The sequence below is a fragment of the Acinetobacter sp. CY17 genome, from assembly GCF_059515825.1.
The window spans coordinates 1-4,626 of the sequence record NZ_JCAKMX010000048.1 but is presented as its reverse complement, the minus strand read 5'-3'; the positions used below and the strand labels follow the sequence as shown (position 1 = coordinate 4,626).

At 42.2% G+C, this 4,626-nt stretch carries 1 protein-coding gene and 2 rRNA genes; all 3 read left to right on the top strand.

Annotation, left to right across the window (positions count from 1 at the left end):
* Positions 1-131: 131 nt before the first annotated feature.
* The 3 genes from rrf (at position 132) to AC5YCI_RS16035 (ending at position 4,582) form a co-directional block, all read left to right on the top strand.
* Positions 132-246, top strand: a 5S ribosomal RNA gene (gene rrf, locus AC5YCI_RS16045).
* 1,340 nt (positions 247-1,586) lie between these two features.
* Positions 1,587-2,513 (top strand): replication initiation protein RepM, encoded by a 927-nt coding sequence (gene repM / locus AC5YCI_RS16040; RefSeq protein ID WP_496130876.1) that lies wholly within the window; start codon positions 1,587-1,589, stop codon positions 2,511-2,513.
* Between the two features lie 532 nt (positions 2,514-3,045).
* Positions 3,046-4,582: ribosomal RNA gene (locus AC5YCI_RS16035) — 16S ribosomal RNA — on the top strand.
* Positions 4,583-4,626 lie beyond the last annotated feature (44 nt).

The window sequence follows — 4,626 nt, the reverse complement described above, 5'->3', positions numbered from 1 at the left end:
AAAATCACTACAAACAACTTGATTTAGTTAACGCTAACGAACAAAATAGACGACTCAGATATATCCTGTTAATAACTCATTTGACGAAAGTTAGGCATTTGTAAGACCTGATGAGTAAGCATCCAAGTTGTGCTGGCGACAATAGCAAGAGTGAACCACCTGATCCCTTCCCGAACTCAGAAGTGAAACCTCTTAGCGCTGATGGTAGTGTGGGGTTACCCATGTGAGAGTAAGTCATCGCCAGCTCATTATTCTAAAAATCCCTCGATCGTTGATCGGGGGATTTTTTTTCGCCTATAAAAAGCAATAAATACCCTCAGAATTTGCATGAAATTATTTTTAGCGACCGTTCCTACGCTTCTATTCACCAGAATCGTGCTCTGATTCTCTTCCTTACGGCTCGATCTACTACATTTCACAACTCTTTATCTGATTGAAGCTTCTGTTTTATCACGAGCTGGCAATCTAAGACTCCTTTGTCCAATCAGAACAGTCCTCCTATAAGCTAGACATATGGCTCTAGTTAGGTGTATTAGTAGCGCAGTGCTGATTAAATTAATATCATCTATATGATGCGTTAATGCCGCATCATATAACTAAAATAGCTCTATATGATGCGTTAATACCGCATCATACAAATTAGGGCAAAACACTAGAAAAATCGATCATAAAAAAAGCGTTACTTTTCATGTTTCTCTGTGGTTAATTTTTAATCTTTTGCGTTCAAGAATTAATCAAAATTAGCGACTTTTCCCTAAAATAGCCTAAGCAAATAAAAACAGATTTTAAGCCTATTCATCCCCCTATAGGGATTAGATCGTCCCTTATTTCATCAAAACCAAGAAAATTGATTAATTTGTAATCAGTGGAAAATAGGATTTTTTACTTCTAAAAAGTCCTATTTTTTTCCTTTTTGAAGGAATCAAATTCTAGTTCCTCAAAAAATTGATCAAAAAACAAATCTGATCACTCTAAAAATTAGAGATTTTCTTGTTTTTTAAGAATATATCTAAAATCTCATATAAGCTTCATATAGGCACTTTAAAATTAGAGATGTACCCAACATCATTTTCTTGAAAAAAATTCAATAGTGAAGCTTACATTGAGTTTTAGAGGGTATTTGATTTGTGTTTCTTGGTAAAAATTTAAAAGTCTATGTTTTTTTAGAAAAAAGAGACAAAAAAAATTAATTGAAATTTTTGAGCCAAAAATTCGATTTTCAGCTCAATTTTAAACTTTCCGAGAGAATTTTTCTTGGAACAGGAGATCTGCACTGTGATCTCAGGTTGTCATCAAAACCTGTGGATAAGTATTAAAAAAAACGAAGTTTTTGAACAAAAAAAAATGAGCGAAGCGGGTTTTTAATGTTTTTAAATGTTTTTAAATGCTTTTAGACACGCTGAAACCCTTGCTACATAAGGCTTTCAGAGCCTATATGACAACGTTTCCTCGGTTATATAGCAACGTTTCCTCGGTTATATAGCAACGTTTCCTCGGTTTAATGACAACGTTTCCTCGGTATTTGACAACAAATATTTCTCATGTTGTTATAGCAACAAAATAATCTTGTTGCTAAATGGGTAAAAATGACTGATTTAGTCGTAAAATCGAACAAACTTGTTCAGGCTTTGCAGACGCTCACCCTAAATGAGGCACGTTTGCTACAACTTGCGATTGTCGATGCCCGTGAAACTGGTCAAGGATTGTCCACGGACGAGCCTTTGGAACTAAACGCAGTGAGATACGCGAGAGCTTTTAATGTTTCGGCAGATGCTGCTTACTTGGCATTGAGTGAAGCAGAGGATTCTTTGTTTAAGAGACAGTTCACCATCACGAACGAAGATGGAACTGTGACAAAGAGTCGTTGGATTCAAGATGCGAACTATCGTAAAGGCGAAGGACGCATCCTCGTAACGTTGACGCGAGTCGTGATTGAGCACATTACGAAGATCGATGGCTTTGAGCAGTACTTCACGAGCTATCACTTAAAGAAAACTGCAGACTTTAAAAGTGTGTATGCTGTTCGACTCTATGAGTTACTGATGCAATGGAAGTCTGTTGGTAAGACGCCAGCATATGAACTTGAGCGTTTACGCGGCCAATTAGGCATTGGCGTGAATGAATACACGCGTATGGAAGCGTTTAAACGTCGTGTCTTAGATATTGCGGTTGATCAGATTAACGAGCATTCCGACTTAATCATTAAGTATGAACAGCATAAACGTGGCCGTTCTATTTCGGGGTTTTCCTTTAATTTCAGATACAAACGTTCAGCAATACAGGCTGCTAAAGAGATTGAAGTCAAACAAGACACGAAATCTGCTTTAACAGATGCACAGCGCTATATGTTTGCAAATAAGCTTTCAGATCTGCCAGAGATGAGTCGTTATTCCAAAGGCACAGAGAGTTATCAGGCTTTTTCCGCACGTATTGCGGAAATGCTGCAAACATCTGCTGGGATAGAGGAGCTATTGCCATTTCTGAAGCAAGTAGGCTTTAAAGCGGGACGTTAAGCTCACTGAAATCAATCATTCTAATGCTAGCCATAGTGCTGGCATTTTAATAAAACTGCACATAACAGCGTGAGCTAAGTGATTTTTGGGAAAAAACCGCTAAAAATCGCAAAATTAGCGTTGTTATGTGCTTTTTTCACAAAAAAATAGGCAAATTAGGGCTCTAGAAGTGTTTTTTAGCTCAATTGACACGTGATTTTGTAAAATAAATGAGCAGTCAGACGGAATTCTTCGCAAATGGGGTTGCACAGCGCCTGAAATCCTGTAGAATGCACATCCATCAGCGATGATCTTGATTAAAACTTGTTGAAAAACAATGATTTAACAAATGAGCTGATTATCTTGCTTCTGACGAAGATGCAAGAAAATCATTAAGAGATTATGAAGAACAACTTGTGTGGATTTTTACTGGTTGATCAATCGAATATATTTTCATTGATAATTGGTAAGAATTTCTCGAAGTTTATTTGAGCAAATTTTTTGTCAGTAATTGATGAGCCAAGATTGGTGCCCTATAGGCACTATTGATTTTAAACTGAAGAGTTTGATCATGGCTCAGATTGAACGCTGGCGGCAGGCTTAACACATGCAAGTCGAGCGGATGAAGGTAGCTTGCTACTGGATTCAGCGGCGGACGGGTGAGTAATGCTTAGGAATCTGCCCATTAATGGGGGACAACAGTTGGAAACGACTGCTAATACCGCATACGCCCTACGGGGGAAAGCAGGGGATCTTCGGACCTTGCGTTAATGGATGAGCCTAAGTCGGATTAGCTAGTTGGTGGGGTAAAGGCCTACCAAGGCGACGATCTGTAGCGGGTCTGAGAGGATGATCCGCCACACTGGGACTGAGACACGGCCCAGACTCCTACGGGAGGCAGCAGTGGGGAATATTGGACAATGGGCGAAAGCCTGATCCAGCCATGCCGCGTGTGTGAAGAAGGCCTTTTGGTTGTAAAGCACTTTAAGCGAGGAGGAGGCTACTTAGATTAATACTCTAGGATAGTGGACGTTACTCGCAGAATAAGCACCGGCTAACTCTGTGCCAGCAGCCGCGGTAATACAGAGGGTGCGAGCGTTAATCGGATTTACTGGGCGTAAAGCGTGCGTAGGCGGCTTTTTAAGTCGGATGTGAAATCCCTGAGCTTAACTTAGGAATTGCATTCGATACTGGGAAGCTAGAGTATGGGAGAGGATGGTAGAATTCCAGGTGTAGCGGTGAAATGCGTAGAGATCTGGAGGAATACCGATGGCGAAGGCAGCCATCTGGCCTAATACTGACGCTGAGGTACGAAAGCATGGGGAGCAAACAGGATTAGATACCCTGGTAGTCCATGCCGTAAACGATGTCTACTAGCCGTTGGGGCCTTTGAGGCTTTAGTGGCGCAGCTAACGCGATAAGTAGACCGCCTGGGGAGTACGGTCGCAAGACTAAAACTCAAATGAATTGACGGGGGCCCGCACAAGCGGTGGAGCATGTGGTTTAATTCGATGCAACGCGAAGAACCTTACCTGGTCTTGACATACAGAGAACTTTCCAGAGATGGATTGGTGCCTTCGGGAACTCTGATACAGGTGCTGCATGGCTGTCGTCAGCTCGTGTCGTGAGATGTTGGGTTAAGTCCCGCAACGAGCGCAACCCTTTTCCTTATTTGCCAGCACTTCGGGTGGGAACTTTAAGGATACTGCCAGTGACAAACTGGAGGAAGGCGGGGACGACGTCAAGTCATCATGGCCCTTACGACCAGGGCTACACACGTGCTACAATGGTCGGTACAAAGGGTTGCTACCTCGCGAGAGGATGCTAATCTCAAAAAGCCGATCGTAGTCCGGATTGGAGTCTGCAACTCGACTCCATGAAGTCGGAATCGCTAGTAATCGCGGATCAGAATGCCGCGGTGAATACGTTCCCGGGCCTTGTACACACCGCCCGTCACACCATGGGAGTTTGTTGCACCAGAAGTAGGTAGTCTAACCGTAAGGAGGACGCTTACCACGGTGTGGCCGATGACTGGGGTGAAGTCGTAACAAGGTAGCCGTAGGGGAACCTGCGGCTGGATCACCTCCTTAACGAAAGATTGGCGACCGGTAAGAATCCACAACAAGTTGTTCTT